Genomic DNA, 15,964 nt, shown 5'->3' with positions numbered 1-15,964 from the left:
AAAATCGTAATATTTATCAGATAATTAACATTTTCTATAAGGGGAGGGCGCAAGCGTGCAGCTCGTCATCGACGATGTGAGATTCAGCTATCGGAGTTTCGAAGTGCTAAAGGGCATTTCCTTCGATTTGCGGGAATCGGAGATCCTCGGCGTCATCGGTCCTAACGGTTCCGGGAAAACGACGCTACTCAAATGCATCAACAAGATTTTGGAGCCTAAACAGGGGGAGATCCTGCTTGATGGTCGAAAAATCAGAAAGATGAAGAGGATCGAAGTCGCGAGGAATTTGGGTTATGTGCCGCAGAACGCATATGCAGGTTTCGACTCTCCAACCGTTTTCGACGTCGTGCTCATGGGGCGCCGCCCCCACATTGCCTGGCAGTGCTGCGAGAGGGATACCGAGAAGGTGTGGGAGATCCTGACAATGCTCGGTATCGAGCGGCTGGCGATGCGCAAATTCGATGAGTTGAGCGGCGGGCAACAACAGAAGGTGCTCATCGCGAGGGCTTTAGCCCAGGAAGCGAAAGTTCTCCTGCTCGACGAGCCGACGAGCAACCTTGACATCAGGCACCAGCTTGAAGTCATGAACTTGATCGAAAGGCTTGTCACGGACAACGGCCTCGCAGGTATCGCAGCGATCCACGACCTCAACCTCGCTTCGAAGTACTGCGATAAAGTCGTCATGATGAAAGAGGGGAAAATATTCGCCGCCGGCAGCGCCGATCGTGTATTGACGCCGGAAAACATCGAGAAGGTCTACGGCGTCAGGGTTGCGATCGACGGATGTCACGGGAGACCCCACATTGTTGTTTTGGAGATCTCGAGCTGAAGGCTTTTTGATTTAAAAAAGTCGGAAAGGAAGAAGAATCGAATTTGCCAGGCATCAACTGTTAATACACGTTGATTTTGAAAAAGAATCATTACGAGTAAGGACTCAGAGGTATCGGATAAGTAAATGTGTGCTAAAGTGTAATTGAACGCCTCATAACGCGATAGCTTGTGTCGTAAGACAATGCACATGCAACAAACGCGCGATATAGATAAGTCAAAAGATGGTCAGCAGTATAGACTGGAAAAGAATGGGATAAACCAAAAAAAACAAAAGCACAAAAATGAATTAATATTCAAATTCCTTAAGATATCCTGAAACGTGTCCGACTTAGGGTTAGGCTTATTCTCCATGCGTATCGGGATGCACGAGAGAGCACTTTGAAAAGAAAGGCGAATACGAGTATAGATATGCTCTTTTTATCTGATAATTGAGAATAAATTTGCGATTTATGTAGGAGATTGAAGACTATTTGTATTTGCTAAAGCTTGTAACTGAAAGATCAGAAGATGAAAAAGAAGATAGAAAGACCCTAAAAAACGTTGGATAAGCTTCTGGTAAACATAATATGAAGGGCCGACTTGATAATTGAAACGACAGGGTATGCTGAAATACTCATAATTGGAATTTGATAGACCCTGTTGAGACCAGTGTTTATCCCAGCTTATTTCTCTTGGGCCAATCATAACGTGGAAAAGAAATTATCTGGGTTTTCATATGTTTGTAAATATAAAAAATCACCGAGAAGTGATCATTCAATTATGACCGGATTTCGTTGATTTTCCGATACCACTAAAGATCTTGCTCTTACGTAACTTTCGAATATTATAGATAGGTCGCCTTTTAATTCATCCCTCTGAAAGCCGAATGTATTTGCAAAATCTCGCACGTTCTTTTCGAATTCATTCTCATTTCCTAATCCCGTATCTAGCTTGATCACCTTGTTGTACCCAACAGACTGAAAGACTATTCTCGCCCCTTCAATGTCATCAGGGGTGCTCATAATTTGGACCTTATGAAGCATTTCTCTCCAGTTTGACGCCCACATCGGCGTTAGGAAAAAAGACCCTTTATTCTCTCGTAAACATTTCAAATACTCATCTGACCCACCGATAACCGCGCCGATGCAATCATCAACAATTTCACCCTTACCATCACGAATGATCTCAATTTCACATCCAGTTTTCATTTTCAGTTCATCAATTCTTTTTAGCGCGTTTCCGCAGAGACCATAGAAAAGCAACACCACATTACATTTCTTTTTCATCACAGACAATGTTTCTATCACGTCTTCTCTCAATTTTTCTGGTTTATGATGAAGGGCCATAGGTTTTAACCATACAACCGCAGATGAAGGATCCAAATCCAAAGATTCTATATCGGATGTAGAAATGGCTCTCAAATTAACTCTGGAGACCTTCTCCCTCATCTTGTTGAGGAAACCATCGAGTTCCTCATTCTTGATCACATAAATATTTGTCATACTTTTATCGTGGGAAAGAACTTCCACTAGTTCATCCTCAAACATTTTGCACGCTACGATTCCGATGCATTTTACACCGGCATTCACGTGATTCTCTTTTTCACCACTGAAAGCTTGTCGATGTGAAGCAGTCTGTTCTTGCAAGCGCGTTCACACCTCCTGCAGGCGGTCCCCAGACACTTTCCCGTGTCGATCACTATATGCACTTTCCCGTTGACCGTTTTCGATCTTATCGCATCTTCATTGCATGCTTTAACGCATCTCTCACATTCGACGCAATCAGATATTTCCCCTTCTAAAGTTACGCCCACTTCCTCAACAACCGTGAGGCCAAATTTTCCCAATTCATTAATATCTCTTTCCACAATCCTGCGAATATCTGGATTTGTATTAAGTGGCGGTCGAGGTTCGATTCCGAAATGCTTCCTCATCTTATCTTCTTGATCGAACGGCATCCCCTGTGTCCACACGCCCAATTCCACAGCAAAGGCATTCTCAAAAACTTTCGACTCAGCAAACATAACATGATGACTTCTGATCGAATCGGCGATCTCCTGCAGAGAATCGATTAGGTCGGGATTTTTTACAATATCACAAGACATCGCAAGTGAAGTATTCCCGACTTGCCTTACCTTCTCGACAGTCCCAGGAACGAGCCCAAGCTTCATCGATTTCTTCGCGTCGACATATGTGCCAGAGGCACCAGTCATGTACATTGATTTTATGTCTTTTAATGAAATGCCGCATTCCATCGCTAAAGTTATATGTCCAGCTGTAAAGGCCGCTATGGTCTTTCCGACCTCTTTGAGATCATGTTCATCAAAGACAATGCCGTTCTGGAGAAGGATTCTTTTTGCGTCGTTGCTGATTCTACCGGGTTTCATCAGACCCGCATCCAAACCCGTCGATACAAGGGCGACGACACCCGTTCCGGTTATACCTTTGGCCTGCAATTCTCCATCCCTTATTATATTTCCAGACAATGGATCTACGACGGCGCCTCTCCTTTTGAAGAGATTCTTATCAAGAACGAATGTCATGAATCCGTCATTTTCCATGTTCTCTATGTCCGATATTGCACCTGGTGCAGCAAGCATGCCTTTGCTTACATGCTGTCCCTCGATGGCTGGTCCTGCAGCTGCGGATCCTGTGACAATCTCGTCACCTACTTTCAATGCCATCTCAGCGTTGGTCCCGTAATCGGTAACCATCGCAATCTCATTAGTTGTTAGAAAATCAGTTTTGTACATCATTGCCAATGCATCAGCACCGATTTCGTGTTTAACCGCAGGAGGCACGAAAACATCTGCTTCCGCATTTACTTCTAGGCCGAGATCACCGGCCCGCAGAACACATGCATCTCTCTTTATGTTTTCCACACCTAATTTCTTCTTGGCTCTCTCACCAGCAAAAGCTAGATCTCTTATTTCGATGTCCTGGAATAACGATAGTTGTATTGGGTTGCCACAGACGGCGACCGTCGTTACTGCTCTCAAATCGACTTTCAGCTCTCGTAAAATCATATTCAGGGTTTCTAGAATGAGAGATCTTGCAGTATCCTTCCCTACGTTGATGGCGAAATCCAGATGATCCATCACATTTGCGCCTGGGACAGGATGCCTCATTGTTATCGTGGTAGCAATAATCTCTTTTTTCTTGAGATCTATGCTTTGAGCTCGGAGGCCACTTGTGCCGATATCTATGGCTATACCATACTCGTCCTTCATAACAGGCCTCTTATCTATCTTTTGCCATACTTCTTGGTTGCATTTACAAGAGCTCTCATGTTTTCTAGCGGCGTTTCGGGTGCGAACCCACAACCAGGGGCAACAACGTCAGTGCCACCCTCAATACATTTTCTGACCTCGTCCTCAACATCTGCTGGCGACTTTTTCAGCAGTGTTGAAGTGGGACTCACATTGCCGATGGTCGCGCACTTGCCCTTCAGCTGTTCTTTTACCCATGAAATATCCATCTGCTGATCGACACTGATTCCGTTTACACCTGTTTGAGCCATATATTTCAGATTTTTTGTTGTGTTTCCACAAATGTGGAGTATTGAATAAGCACCATTTTTCCTTATTGAATCTGCTACCATCTTTTGATACGGCATCGCGAACTCAGCATATTGAGAAGGCCCGAGAACTGTGCCGCTTGAAGTCGCATCGACCATTGCAATTATGTCAGCTCCGGCTTGAATTGCCGCGGCTGAGTATTCAATCCCCCACCTAGCCGAGATTTCAAGCACGCGTTTCAAAAAATCTGGATTCTTGATAATATCCATTATCGCTTCCTGCTCGCCTCTGAGTTGGCCTGCTAACATGAAAGGCGAGATGATAGCGCAAATCACTGGTGTCTCTTTCATTCTCTCTGACAATTTTCGTACGGCCTCAATCACGATTGGAGCCCTTCCGTTTCGGTATGGATCGGGGATCTCAATTTTATCGATATCCTCAGGAGTCTTGATCGGCCGTTGAATTATAGACGGCTGCCTATCAATAGTCTCCTTTCCTGTGACCGCCCCGAAGGCGGACGCATCAACCGTTACATCAAACGGCACCCTGACACTTTCGATACCTGCGATATCGTGAGCACCAATCGCCAATTTGGTCATAAGATCGGCATCTTTATGTGCATCTGGCCAGTAGGCACCAGTTATTTTCATTAAATCGATTGTTCCAGTTTGCAAGGGGCATGCACAGGGAACTCTGTCGACTCCTTCTAGCCTTAGTGCTGAAATCAATCTTTCTTTTTCGTTCATAATTTCGGGCCTCCGATTCTTTTTTTTAAAAAAAAGGAAAAAAGTTTTCTAATAAGCGCCGTATTTTCTTCCAGCCTTGATTAACGCCAGGATATTTGCTTCTGGCAATGCGTGGTGAACTTCACATCCAGCGCTCAACAGAAATCCACTTCCAGGCTTCCCGATTTCAAGCGTTCTTCTCGTTGCTTCTTCCACCTGTTCTGGTGTTCCAGAGTACATCACCGCATCAGATTCTGACACTCCGACGTTACCAGCCAATGCCACTTTTTTCCCGTACTTCTCTTTTGCCCATTTCAGATCAACTTTTTCATGGAAAGCAACGCAAGCCGTACCAGTCGCAAGAATATCGTCCATAAATGGAGTTGCATCCTGGCATTGATGATATATGTAGGGAACTCCAGTTTTCTTTATAATTTCCGCATGGTATTTTGCAACAAATTCGCGGTATTGATCCGTTCCGACTGTGAGATTGTTAAATCCTCCACTGACAGTTGCAAGTGCATGTGCACCCGAATCGACCATAGCTTTGCCAAATTCTATGAGGTACTTTGTGATCTTTTCAAGTAGCTTGTGTAACGCTTCTTTGTCGGTCGCCATCATTGGAAGTACTGTTGAGTAGTTACCAGCAATTATATCTGTAGCTACATCAGGCGGGCTATTCAGAAAACCTACGATTGGAACCTTATCGCCATACTTACGACTCAGTTTCTCGATTGTTTTAAGTATTACTGGACACCGCCCTGATGTTTTCGGATCTGGAATTTCTAGGTCGTCGATTTCTTCCTTCGAATTTATCGCATATTGAGTGATTACTGGCATTCTATATCCTGCACCACATTTCAGCAGATACTCTGATTTACTTCCGAATGCTTCACCATCGACACGGAAATCCAAGGGTAGGAAGAAATTGTCCGCTCCGTAATATTCGTATTGCATAGAGACATTCCTGAATAGTTTGGTTGGGTTCTCGAGCACTTCCTTCCATGTATAGTCATCTCTTGCCAATTGGTATTGCGCGGCCGACTGGAAATAGAGGCAAATCGGGACACGATCAGGCGTCTCGTGCTTGAGTGCAGCTACAACACGCTCCAGGGGCGTCATTTCTTGCATTTTCATACCTCCTCAACTCACACTCCTCAGCCACTTAACGGCTTCCGTCTCATTCTCTCCGTAGTAATCAGCTCCGATTTCTTTTGCAAATTCTTGATCGACTGGGCCGCCTCCAATCATTATCTTCACGGAATTGCGGACATTTTCTTCGACGAGACCATCGATCACGCGCTTCATGTTCTTCATCGTCGGTGTCATAAGCGTTGACATTGCAACAAAAGATGGTTTTTGATCAGTTACCGCTTCGACGAAGTTCTCAACTGGCACGTCTCTTCCAAGATCGATGCAATGATAACCGTTCGCTTCCATCATCGTTTTCACGAGATTTTTCCCTATATCATGGATGTCTCCTTCGACGACGCCGATAACGATTTTGTGACCAACTCCCTTGGCGCCCTCCAACATCTTGGGTCTTAAGATTTCAAATGCAGCATAAAACGCATTCGCCGACGCTAAGACCTGGGGCAAAAAGATCTGTTCACGCTCGTATAGATCTGCTACCTTTTTCATTCCTTTGACGAGACCCTCGTTTATTGCTTTGAGCACATCTATTTTGGAATCGAGTACACTTTTGGCTGCTTGTGTCGCTAGTTTTTCGTCCATATCGAGGACGGCCTTTTCCAAATCGGATATAGCTTTCTCTGTCACAGCTCCCTCCTCCTGGAAGAAGAGTTCAATCGTTCTCTTCTTCATGTTAAATTTACGTCATGGAAATATTAGAAAGTTTTGGTTGTTGGATGAAATTAAATGAATATTTTCATCCAATATAATACAGACCAGCATAGTGGGATTCCTTTTTTATGGATTATATTTACATATCCAAGTCCAAAAGAATTATTTAATTGATTCTCTTTATCTATAACATCAATGCAAATTATCAGAAGAGGAAGAAGGCCATATTTCGATTCGTACCATGTCTGGAAAACTTATCAAATCCTGCGCAAGGATGGCCCTATCGGAAGAGAAGCTCTCGCAAAAAGACTCGGTATAGGAGTCGGGAGCACAAGGACGATAATCACGCAGATCGTTCGTAAAGGCCATGCAACAACCAGCAGAAAAGGCATACTCCTCACCAGTGAGGGAAAGAAGTACTTTGATAAGACAGGAATTTTGATAGAGCACATTCGGCTCGATGATAAACCTAAAAAATACTGTGCCGCGATAATAAGAGGCCAGAGTCGATCTCCTGCGTCCCCGAGGTTCACGATCGGATCTGTTACAATGAAAGAAAACGAATCAATCTACCATGTTTGGATTGAGAATGATTCATTGCATGTGATAGAAAACGCGCACGACGAATTGATTGAGGCTGGAAATATTCAAAAAATCCTCAATCTCCAACCTGGTGATATATTGATTTTAGCAACGTCGTTGTCGGATCAAAGAGCCGAAATGCTGGCGGTGACGGAGGCCTTATCCATCATTAAATCATCCAATCCTTGTGGAAAAGAAGGAAGGGTGCAAGAAGAGAAAATTGACCTCAGGTGCATGGCCCTCATCATCCACGAGTTGATGGGCAGACTCCCCGTGACGATGAGATATAGAGACCAGCATGGAGTGCGGGTTGAGAGAGGCGAGATCATCGATGACAACTACACAGGTCCGGTACTCGAAGAGGCCTTGCAGCGCGGCTCAATCGTCAAAAAAGTGGCGACATCGGGACCGTATAAGGGCGTGCCTATCATTGCCGTTCCAGTTAGAAGAAATAATGAGATCATTGCAGTATTTGGTGCAGTCGATATCACCAAAGGAGCTGTATTCGAATTGATGAACAGATTGGTGCCAAGTCGGTGAAAGCAAGAAAGTGATCGGTAACCTGCAGAAGCGCTCTTTTTTTCAATTTTGCAAATCACTCAATCTTTTTTCTGGAAATTGTTATTGTGAGTGTAATGTGTCGCGCTCATCCTAGAAAATCTATTTCTCGATAATCACACTCCGGAGTAAAATAGATTGAAAATTGAAAAATAAAAAAAAAGGAAGACGCATCTGCATTCATTCGTTGTCGATCGAGGAGATCGACGCTCCTTCCTCACATGAGACCCATTCTGACGAGCGCCTGCCTCAGCTCCTCAACCTCGTTCTCCCTCAGCGGCTGGGCGGGAGGCCTCATCGGGAGTCCGCATGGTCTTCCGAGAAGCGTGAGCGCATGCTTAATCAGATGGAGATACGCCGGTATTCCCTTTTCCATGATCAGCCTGTTCATCAGCCTGTTGAAGCCTTCGAATTTATCAAGAATCTCCATGGCCTTCTTCGCATCTTTCTCGAGATAGGCCGCTTTCCAAAGTTCGATCGATTCCTTCGGCGCGATGTTGGAAAGAAGGGAAATCGTACCGGGACATCCCAGCAGATAACAGAGCATCGTGTGCTCGGTCTCGGCGTACGGCAGGATGGCAATCTTCTTCCCCACCCTCCGCAACAATTCGAGAACATAAGCTGAATTGCCTGTCACGTCCTTGAGCGCGGTGATGTTTGGGATTTCTTTTGCAAATCGTTCAACGAGGCGATAGCTGTAAATCACGCCGCTCGTCACCCACGGATTGTTATAAGGCATGATGGCGATGTCCACGCTATCGGCTATCATCTTGTAATGCTGGAAAATGCCCTCCTCAACCTCTTTGAAATAATAGGGCGTGACGATCATTGCAGCGTCGCAGCCAACGTCTTCCGCGTACTTTGTCAGTTTGATCGTTTCATGGGTTCCGCTGTGAGCGGTTCCCGCGACCACCATGGTCTTCCCGTTCACTTCATCGACGGTGGCGGAAATCACTTTCTTAATCTCCTCCTCGCTCATCGAAGAAAATTCTCCCGTGCTACCCGCCGGGATCACTGCCGTCACCCGATTTTCGACGAGATACCTCACGTGTTCCCTGAGAGACTCAAGATCCAGTTCGTAATTCTTCTTAAAAGCGGTGGGTACCAAGGTAAGGACACCCTTACACCGTTCTCGGAACTTTTCGGGATCCATATTTTTCACCAATTAAATGATCAAGGTTAACTATATTAGAATTCTCTTAACAATTGATGGAATACGTAATTTTTTTCGGGGCGTTAATGCATTTTTCGAATAATAATTGTGTTTTTTCATTAGTTTGTGAGAGAAATCTACCTGATGGAGAGGAATCTAAAAAAAAGCTTGCTTCAATCAATGCCGAAAGCTATGTTTTCTTAAAGCGGTCAGTACCAATCGATCAGATCACTGGCATGATATGTGATGAAAAGATTTCATTAAAACAAGTCTGCAATTTTTTAAAATACAAAAAGGAGTTTATCTCATTTCCTGATTTCGTGCCAGCGCTTGAATATGTCATGATGGATACATTGGTACTCGAGATTTAGTATGTCTCATTGTTTATATCATTGTAACATCAAGCAGATCTCAAACTGCCTGTAATAATCATTCGAAAACACAGTTTTGTTGATTATAAAAAAAATTGTTGGATTCAGTAAAATGACGGGTTCCTTTTCTTTGAACCCTTGACCGTTATGGTACTTCATTAGAAATCGATGGCCCTTCGTGAATACTGAAATAAGAAATGATGAAATGGTGCCTAAGAGGGAAATTTCCAGGCAGATCATCCATGATTTCGGGATGGACAAGGATTTCTTACAATAGTAGCAGAGAAAGAGGACTATATACATCTAAGAGCAATATTTACACACCAAATATCCAAAAAAGAGGCGGGTTAACCCCGCGTAACGCTCAAGAACAATTGCATTCGTACTCTCCCTCGATTTCACACGATTTTACATTATTATGCCGCCTGAATAATTTTTATCAAAAGAGGTAAATAATACAAGATAAGGGATGATAATAGAACGATAGAAACATATTTTTAAAATGCGAAGGAATATCACGGTAAAAAATGATTGAGAGTGAAACGCTGAAAGGAAATAAACAAATAGAGTCTATTTTCAACAATTTGAAAGAGCACGTTATCTATCAGGACAAAGAAAACCGCATCATCTGGTTGAACAAGGCGGCGGCTGACTCTGTTGGAAAGTCACAAAACGAATTGATCGGGAAATTCTGTTACGAGATCTGGCATCACAGGACAACACCGTGCGAGAACTGTCCTGTAAACAGGGCGATAAAAAGCGGAATATCGTGTAGCGGCGAAATCATGTCCCCCGATGGGCGATGGTGGGCTATCTCGGGATGGCCGATGAAGGATGATAAGGGAAATGTCATCGGCGCCATTGAATTGACACTTGAAATCACGGAGCTGAAGAAGACGGAACTCGCATTGAAGGAGAGTGAAAAGAGATACCGCATGATTACAGAGAATTCCGCCATGGGCATCTATATCTTTCAAGATGGAAAGCTGAAATTCGTTAACGATACGATGTGCAGGATTTCTGGATACTCTGAGGAGGAATTGTTGACATCAGACTACCTCAAATTTGTCCACCCCAAATTTAGGGAAGAGCTGAGAGAATTGACAGAACTAGCCATGAAGGGTAGATTCGGATCGTTGTTGGATCCTTATGATTTCATGTATTTGACGAAGAGTGGGGAGGCGCGGTGGGCTCGACTGTTCCCTCGTGTAATTGAGTATGAAGGGCGCCCAGCGATACTCGGCAATGTACTCCACATCACTGATTATAAGAAAATTGAGGAAGCGCTCCGCGAGAGTAAAGAACGATACCGCACGATCTTTGAAAACAGTGCCACCGCCACGATGATCGTCGATGAGAACATGACGATATTGCTTGTAAACGAAGAGGCTGAACGTCTTACCAGTTATTCGAAGGAAGAGATGGAGGGGCGTTTGACCATCACCGACATCATGGCCGTGGAGGATAGGGAAAGAATTGCGGAGCGTCACGCTCGGGTAGATTGGGATAGAATCAAGGAGTTTCACAGAGTTGCCCCTCGCAGACACGAATTTCATCTTTTAACGAAAAAGGGCGAGATCAAAGAGTGTGAAGCGATAGTCTCTCTGATCCCTGGAACAAAAGAAGCCGTCGTTTCGATCATCGATGTAACCGAGTTGAAGAAGGCAACGAGGGAACTCAAGGAAATGGCTGAGGAACATATGATGCTCCTTGACAACATCGACACGATGGTATGGTATGCAATCGATCCAGAGACCTATGGACTCGTAAACAGGGCTCGTGCGGAATTCTTGGGGCTGAAGAAAGAAGAGATCATCGGGAGAAAGTTGCGCGAAGTCTTACCAAAGGAAATTTGTGAGAGATGCATCGAAGGAAACAGGAGGGCGTTCTCAGGCGAAAGGGTCGCTCAGGAGGAGTGGATGCTCGGGCCAGATGGGAAACCACGGTGTGTATGGATCACCAAGATACCCAGATTTGGCAAGGATGGGGCGGTTGAACGTGTCTTCTGTACTGGGACGGATATCACTCAACTTAAGGATATGGAAAGCGCATTGCGTCTGGCCAATCACAAGCTCAGTCTGTTGTTTAAGGTGACGAGACATGACATTCTAAATCAGTTGGCGGTTATCCAGGGATATCTCGATCTCATGAGAACGCCGTCAAACAAGATTCCATTGGATCACTATCTTGATAAGATCGAATATGCCACGAAACGGATCGGGAAGCATCTGGAATTCACAAGGGAAATGGAGGATTTGGGCAAGGAAGCGCCTGTATGGATGAAACTCTCTGATCCGATTGAGAAAGCGCTCTCCCAGCTCGATTTTGAGGGAATTGAGGTCCATCTTGATGAAAAACTGCAGCACATCCTCATTTTCTCGGACAACATGATCTGGAAAGTCTTTTACAATTTGATGCACAACACACTGGAACACGCTAAGACAGCAACCCGTATTTCGATATCGGCGAACATTTCGGATAGGGGGTTGGATATCGTCTACGAGGACAACGGGCCCGGAATCAAAAAACAGAAGGACGAGGATATCTTTGAGTCCTCCCTTGTCAGGAGCACTGGAAAGGGACTCTATCTGATCAGAGAAATCCTCTCGATTAACAGTATGCGCATCGAGGAAATCGGTGTTGAGGGCGTGAGATTCGTCATTCACGTGCCGCCGCATCGATTCAGAGCTGGATGACTGAGCGCTGAAAATATTAACGCATTGACGAATCATCAGATTCAATTTGAAGTCAGAACGCCATTTGCGTCACGACTCTGATTGCTTCGTTCTCAGTGCTTCGTTCTCAGTAAATGCTCAGTAAATGATAGGAATGTATTCTGTGAGATCCTCGGTGCCCTGCGACATCCGTTTTAGACAAATTATTAACGCGATAAGATGCGACTATCAATAATCTTTGAAACTCGAGAAACACTTCATCTCTCATTAATTTGGATTATTATTGGAATTAGGTACGCTTTCCTGTACCATCAGAATGATGTAACACTTTTGCGTCGCATTTTGTTGTTAATATATCCCTCTTCGTAATAACATAGACTTATTGAAAGTGTGCTATTGGTAATAGCAGACTTTTAGAGATTCACTCATAGTGTCGCCTGTGAATGTCGAAGAGATCAAGAAGGCCATCGGTGATCAAAGGGAAGAGACCGATGAGAAACTCAGGAGAACACAAATTGGCGAGAGGGACGTGCCGAAAGGTGATATTGTCTACCTATCAGCCCCAACATACTGGCAATGCGCGGCGTACGAAGATGCGGAAAGAAGACTTTTTCGGTTCTCCTCATCAAGGAAGAATTTGGACATTTGAATCTTGATGGTGAAAGACTTTACCGCATAGAGGCAAAGGTCTGGACGTTTTTGAATGCGAATTCATTCATGTCAGAATCGTTGAATGGAAAACACAAATTATATAATCGAAAAGATCTGCAAAAAACTAAAGTAAAAAGGAGATGGGGGTTCACTGGTAGCTATGAATCAATTGCCATGCTCCCGTCCTTGCGGGCTGGACTGCACCTGGTGCGTTTACAATAAGATCAAAGAAATCGAGGGATATGGTTACCCGGGATGTTCTGAGAAAGAGAGCTGTGCGATTCGGGACTGTTGCAGGAGAGAGGGAGTGTCGTGCGAGGAGTGCACTTCTTTTCCCTGCATCAATTTCATCAACGGTTTCGAGTGCATGAGGGCTTACGAATGGTACTGATTCTCGAGCACGCGATCGGGTGTTAACTTGACAGAAAAGGACGAAACTTTAGAGAATCTTCGTGTCGGTAGCGATGTTCTGATCGGAGAAAAATTGATGGCAAGGCTCGAGAAAACTATGGAGGAGCACGGTTATCAGAGGAGTGCTTTGCTCGAAGTACTCCAGAAAGCGCAGGAGATCTTCGGATACCTTGACAGGAAGATCTTGATCCTGATCGCCGAGGATATCCGTGACCAGCTATTTCGATTTTTCATGAAGGGGATCGCATACTTCTCATATCGACAATCTGATAGATTTTATCAAACAACGAACTTCCCATCGTTTCACGGCAGGTTTTAATTTCTTGCGTTTCAGGAAAATTGCAGAATCTAAGGGTAAAGGACAATTAGGGAAGGACCAAAGGTTTGAAATCAAGCAGAAAAGCGAATTGTAAGAGAAAAGAGCGATTTAATCAGAACGCTATGTCAGATTCGAAGCTTATCCGAGAAGATTTATGAAATAAGATAGAAAAGGCCAGGGACTCCGCATCCCGACGGCAAAGGGGACAGGAGGAAGCGAAAGCTTGCGACGGGCCGGAGCCGCGATGGCCTGATCCTCGGGTTCATCGCAATCGTTGATCGATGCGTGAATATTGATTGAGAGACTGAATAGTGAATTTTTTCGGAATCGTGTGATCCGTTGACTTCATTTTCGGAACATTCTTATTACTTTTTTTATTTTCGTGTTACGGATAATGTGATTACCCGTAATAAAACTTTAGGTGCCCCCGTCGAATGACAATCGAATCACAAGATTTCGTTTGAGGTGATTCATCTAGAGAAAATTGCAGCGAATTGTTGTAAGAAGATGAATATGAACATCGAAGAATTTCATTTAAGATTGAAAGTGTTCGTCCAATAATTTGCCCGAAGGTCAACAACCGCGATCGACGGTGGCGTATAAAGCAAAGATTTATGAAACGGTGTTACTATTCCGGAAAAGGTGTTATTCATGCCATGGATAACATTCTCATACTGGCAAAAATAACACTCAATCCTTTCATAGGTGGCGATATATGAATAAAAGCAGCGCAAAAATCGTTTATGCCGTCGTCATCGTCGCGGTGATCCTGGGTTCATTCGGTGGCGGATACCTTTTTGCAAAGGTCTTGACCCCTGAGACAGGGCAGGAGAGGACTTCTATCGACCGTATTGTCTCGCTTTCCGCTGCCTGTACCGAAATCATCTACGCCGTTGGCGCTGGTGACAAACTTGTGGGGGTTGATCAATCGAGTGTCGATTATGCCCTTGCGGGCAATGAGACATTTAAGGGGGCACCAGGCCAACTCGAAGATTATCCGGTCGATATTTTCAACAAAACCAATGTCGGAAAGGCTTCGAACCCCAATATGGAGCTCATTGTCAGTCTCCACCCAGACATCGTGTTCGCATGGTGGTATAACACGGATGTGAACAAGAGAATTGGAGACCTGGGAATTCCAGTTGTCACTGTTAACCCGCAAAATGTTTCCGACGTATTCAATCTCATAAAGACGGTCGGCGCGCTCGTTGGAAAATCCGCAGAGGCGGAGGCGGTGATCTCGGAGATGGAGATGAGGATCGACGCCATCGCAGAAAAAGTCTCGAATCTCATGGAAGAAGAGAGACCTCTGGTGTATTATGAATTGGGCACCGCCCTTAAAACGGTCGGCCCCGGTACGTTCACCAATGAACTGATTTCGATGGCGGGAGGCATCAACATCGCCGCCAACGAGTCCGTCAGATATCCCCTGCTCAGCAATGAATATATCATGGAGAAGAATCCCGATGTCATTGTCGTGGTGAGCTACGGCGCCTCCGTCGATGAAATCAAGAACAGGGAGGGTTGGCAGAACATCGACGCGGTGAAGAACGACCGTGTTTATGCGATCGAAAGTGGATGGGTCACGGCGAGTCCGAGGCTTGTGTTAGGGCTAGAACAGTTCGCCCAATGGTTCCACCCTGAGCTTTTCGGTTGACAGAGGATCGCCGTATGGCCATTTACAGGATCACGTACTCCCGGGAGTTCAAGAGAGTAAGCCTCTATAACTGGGGCTGCAATTTCCACTGCAGAGGCTGTTCGTACGGCCTCATGGAAACACGCGGACAACACAATCGATTCATTGGGATGAAAGAGATAAAAGAAATTCTGTTGAAGCTCAACCCGGAGAAAGTTCACTTCCTGGGGGGCGAGCCGACGACGAATCCCGATCTTCCGGAGCTAGCACGGTTCTGCCACGACGAACTCCACGCATATACGAAAATCGGTCATTCCAACGGCTCTATCATGCCACCGGCGAACATAGACGCGGTCTCGGTGAGCATCAAGGCGCACACGAACAGGATCCACATTGAATACACTGGCGTCTCAAATAACGAGGTATTGAAGAATTTCGAGAGAATGTACGAAAGGGGAATTAGGATGGAGGCTAGCAGCGTTCTCATCCCCCAGTACATCGATTGCGACGAAATAGAAAAAATAGCGAAATTCATCGCAAACATCGATCCGACGATTCCTTATCACATCGTAGGCTACGTTCCAGTGCCAAATGCTCCGTGGAGAAGCGCGAGACAAGAAGAAGTGGAGTACGCTGCCCGCATCGCCAGTAAATATTTATCAAATGTGACCTTTTCCTGTCTGACCCCCGAAAAGTTGCGGGATTTGAGGGCCGTCGATTCGCGCTTCAAGAGTGCAGTGGTGGCCTAGGTGA

General features: G+C 45.0%; 15 protein-coding genes. 9 read left to right on the top strand and 6 right to left on the bottom strand.

All coding sequences use genetic code 11. The features are described 5' to 3' along the window. The first annotated feature begins 55 nt into the window (after positions 1-55). Positions 56-829 carry an ABC transporter ATP-binding protein gene (locus H5T41_00885; protein MBC7107342.1) on the top strand — a complete coding sequence of 258 codons (774 nt, stop codon included), beginning with the start codon at positions 56-58 and terminating at the stop codon, positions 827-829. A 751-nt stretch (positions 830-1,580) separates the two neighbouring features. On the opposite strand, the gene H5T41_00880 is transcribed toward H5T41_00885, so the two are convergent. The 5 genes from H5T41_00880 to H5T41_00860 are packed head-to-tail and all read right to left on the bottom strand — an operon-like array spanning position 1,581 to position 6,876. Further along, positions 1,581-2,399 carry a DUF1638 domain-containing protein gene (locus tag H5T41_00880; GenBank protein ID MBC7107341.1) on the bottom strand — a complete coding sequence of 273 codons (819 nt, stop codon included), beginning with the start codon at positions 2,397-2,399 and terminating at the stop codon, positions 1,581-1,583. Beyond that, on the bottom strand, positions 2,396-4,039 hold the full coding sequence (locus H5T41_00875) for a methylamine methyltransferase corrinoid protein reductive activase (GenBank protein MBC7107340.1): 1,644 nt from the start codon (positions 4,037-4,039) through the stop codon (positions 2,396-2,398). The genes H5T41_00880 and H5T41_00875 overlap by 4 nt, the downstream gene beginning before the upstream one ends. A 14-nt stretch (positions 4,040-4,053) precedes the next feature. Further along, the gene (locus H5T41_00870; GenBank protein MBC7107339.1) at positions 4,054-5,073 is read right to left on the bottom strand and encodes an MtaA/CmuA family methyltransferase; all 1,020 of its coding nucleotides are present in this window, start codon (positions 5,071-5,073) and stop codon (positions 4,054-4,056) included. A gap of 48 nt (positions 5,074-5,121) precedes the next feature. Beyond that, entirely contained in the window at positions 5,122-6,183 is a 1,062-nt protein-coding gene (locus H5T41_00865) for a uroporphyrinogen decarboxylase family protein (protein ID MBC7107338.1), read from the bottom strand. A 12-nt stretch (positions 6,184-6,195) separates the two neighbouring features. After that, the gene (locus H5T41_00860; protein ID MBC7107337.1) at positions 6,196-6,876 is read right to left on the bottom strand and encodes a corrinoid protein; all 681 of its coding nucleotides are present in this window, start codon (positions 6,874-6,876) and stop codon (positions 6,196-6,198) included. A 699-nt stretch (positions 6,877-7,575) separates the two neighbouring features. Here H5T41_00860 and H5T41_00855 point away from each other — a divergent pair. Next, on the top strand, positions 7,576-7,977 hold the full coding sequence (locus tag H5T41_00855; GenBank protein ID MBC7107336.1) for a DUF2111 domain-containing protein: 402 nt from the start codon (positions 7,576-7,578) through the stop codon (positions 7,975-7,977). 235 nt (positions 7,978-8,212) lie between these two features. On the opposite strand, the gene H5T41_00850 is transcribed toward H5T41_00855, so the two are convergent. After that, positions 8,213-9,148, bottom strand: coding sequence for a dihydrodipicolinate synthase family protein (locus H5T41_00850; GenBank protein ID MBC7107335.1), 936 nt, complete (start codon positions 9,146-9,148; stop codon positions 8,213-8,215). A 56-nt stretch (positions 9,149-9,204) separates the two neighbouring features. Here H5T41_00850 and H5T41_00845 point away from each other — a divergent pair, with 56 nt between their 5' ends. The 7 genes from H5T41_00845 to H5T41_00815 all read left to right on the top strand — a co-directional run bounded on the left by H5T41_00845 (position 9,205) and on the right by H5T41_00815 (position 15,960). After that, positions 9,205-9,519, top strand: coding sequence for a hypothetical protein (locus H5T41_00845; GenBank protein MBC7107334.1), 315 nt, complete (start codon positions 9,205-9,207; stop codon positions 9,517-9,519). Between the two features lie 527 nt (positions 9,520-10,046). Then, positions 10,047-12,215 carry a PAS domain S-box protein gene (locus tag H5T41_00840; protein ID MBC7107333.1) on the top strand — a complete coding sequence of 723 codons (2,169 nt, stop codon included), beginning with the start codon at positions 10,047-10,049 and terminating at the stop codon, positions 12,213-12,215. 409 nt (positions 12,216-12,624) lie between these two features. Beyond that, positions 12,625-12,843, top strand: coding sequence for a hypothetical protein (locus H5T41_00835; protein ID MBC7107332.1), 219 nt, complete (start codon positions 12,625-12,627; stop codon positions 12,841-12,843). A 162-nt stretch (positions 12,844-13,005) separates the two neighbouring features. Next, a complete protein-coding gene (locus tag H5T41_00830) occupies positions 13,006-13,236 on the top strand; it encodes a hypothetical protein (GenBank protein ID MBC7107331.1) in 231 nt (76 codons plus the stop codon). 27 nt (positions 13,237-13,263) lie between these two features. Next, positions 13,264-13,575: a hypothetical protein gene (locus H5T41_00825; GenBank protein ID MBC7107330.1), complete on the top strand. Its 312-nt coding sequence runs from the start codon at positions 13,264-13,266 to the stop codon at positions 13,573-13,575. 715 nt (positions 13,576-14,290) lie between these two features. Further along, positions 14,291-15,232, top strand: coding sequence for an ABC transporter substrate-binding protein (locus H5T41_00820; GenBank protein ID MBC7107329.1), 942 nt, complete (start codon positions 14,291-14,293; stop codon positions 15,230-15,232). Continuing rightward, on the top strand, positions 15,229-15,960 hold the full coding sequence (locus tag H5T41_00815) for a radical SAM protein (GenBank protein ID MBC7107328.1): 732 nt from the start codon (positions 15,229-15,231) through the stop codon (positions 15,958-15,960). The genes H5T41_00820 and H5T41_00815 overlap by 4 nt, the downstream gene beginning before the upstream one ends. The last annotated feature ends 4 nt before the right edge of the window (positions 15,961-15,964 follow it).

The organism is Methanomassiliicoccales archaeon, assembly GCA_014361295.1.
GTDB lineage: Archaea > Thermoplasmatota > Thermoplasmata > Methanomassiliicoccales > JACIVX01 > JACIVX01.
The sequence above is the reverse complement of the archived record's forward strand: the minus strand, read 5'-3'. Positions and strand labels throughout refer to the sequence as shown.

Coding starts and splice junctions, on each gene's coding strand:
- H5T41_00830 (MBC7107331.1), top strand. CDS start 13,006: ATGAATCAATTGCCATGCTCCCGTCCTTGCGGGCTGGACTGCACCTGG.
- H5T41_00845 (MBC7107334.1), top strand. CDS start 9,205: ATGGAATACGTAATTTTTTTCGGGGCGTTAATGCATTTTTCGAATAAT.
- H5T41_00820 (MBC7107329.1), top strand. CDS start 14,291: ATGAATAAAAGCAGCGCAAAAATCGTTTATGCCGTCGTCATCGTCGCG.
- H5T41_00860 (MBC7107337.1), bottom strand. CDS start 6,876: ATGAAGAAGAGAACGATTGAACTCTTCTTCCAGGAGGAGGGAGCTGTG.
- H5T41_00855 (MBC7107336.1), top strand. CDS start 7,576: ATGCTGGCGGTGACGGAGGCCTTATCCATCATTAAATCATCCAATCCT.
- H5T41_00870 (MBC7107339.1), bottom strand. CDS start 5,073: ATGAACGAAAAAGAAAGATTGATTTCAGCACTAAGGCTAGAAGGAGTC.
- H5T41_00865 (MBC7107338.1), bottom strand. CDS start 6,183: ATGCAAGAAATGACGCCCCTGGAGCGTGTTGTAGCTGCACTCAAGCAC.
- H5T41_00875 (MBC7107340.1), bottom strand. CDS start 4,039: ATGAAGGACGAGTATGGTATAGCCATAGATATCGGCACAAGTGGCCTC.
- H5T41_00850 (MBC7107335.1), bottom strand. CDS start 9,148: ATGGATCCCGAAAAGTTCCGAGAACGGTGTAAGGGTGTCCTTACCTTG.
- H5T41_00840 (MBC7107333.1), top strand. CDS start 10,047: ATGATTGAGAGTGAAACGCTGAAAGGAAATAAACAAATAGAGTCTATT.